This window comes from Psychrobacter immobilis, from assembly GCF_904846185.1.
Classification (GTDB): Bacteria; Pseudomonadota; Gammaproteobacteria; order Pseudomonadales; family Moraxellaceae; genus Psychrobacter; species Psychrobacter immobilis_B.
This window is the reverse complement of the sequence record NZ_CAJGZQ010000074.1, coordinates 1-519: the sequence shown is the minus strand read 5'-3', so window position 1 is coordinate 519 and position 519 is coordinate 1. Positions and strand designations below refer to the sequence as shown.

Genomic DNA, 519 nt, shown 5'->3' with positions numbered 1-519 from the left:
CACTTGTTTCTATTTATACCATTAGCACTTAAAGCTTATTCGTCTATAGTGGTGGAGCCAAACGGAGTCGAACCGTTGACCTCCTGCGTGCAAGGCAGGCGCTCTACCAACTGAGCTATGGCCCCATATATAAATGGTGGGTCTAAGTGGACTTGAACCACTGACCCCCGCGTTATCAACACGGTGCTCTAACCAGCTGAGCTACAGACCCAAATTACGCTTGTATAAACGTAAGCTTAAACTAAAGAACAACTTGTTGTGAATTCTTGCTGACCGAATGCTGTCTATAAGGAGGTGATCCAGCCGCAGGTTCCCCTACGGCTACCTTGTTACGACTTCACCCCAGTCATCAACCACACCGTGGTGATCGCCTTCCTAAAAGGTTAGGCTAACCACTTCTGGTGCAATCAACTCCCATGGTGTGACGGGCGGTGTGTACAAGGCCCGGGAACGTATTCACCGCGGCATTCTGATCCGCGATTACTAGCGATTCCTACTTCATGGAGTCGAGTTGCAGAC

Annotated in this window: 2 tRNA genes and 1 rRNA gene; all 3 read right to left on the bottom strand. The window is 49.5% G+C overall.

Annotated features, from left to right (window positions below):
• Positions 1-49: 49 nt before the first annotated feature.
• A tRNA-Ala gene (locus JMW94_RS14795) sits at positions 50-125 on the bottom strand.
• Positions 126-134: 9 nt separating this feature from the next.
• Positions 135-211 (bottom strand) — tRNA-Ile (locus tag JMW94_RS14790).
• Between the two features lie 76 nt (positions 212-287).
• Positions 288-519: ribosomal RNA gene (locus JMW94_RS14785) — 16S ribosomal RNA — on the bottom strand; the annotation flags it as partial.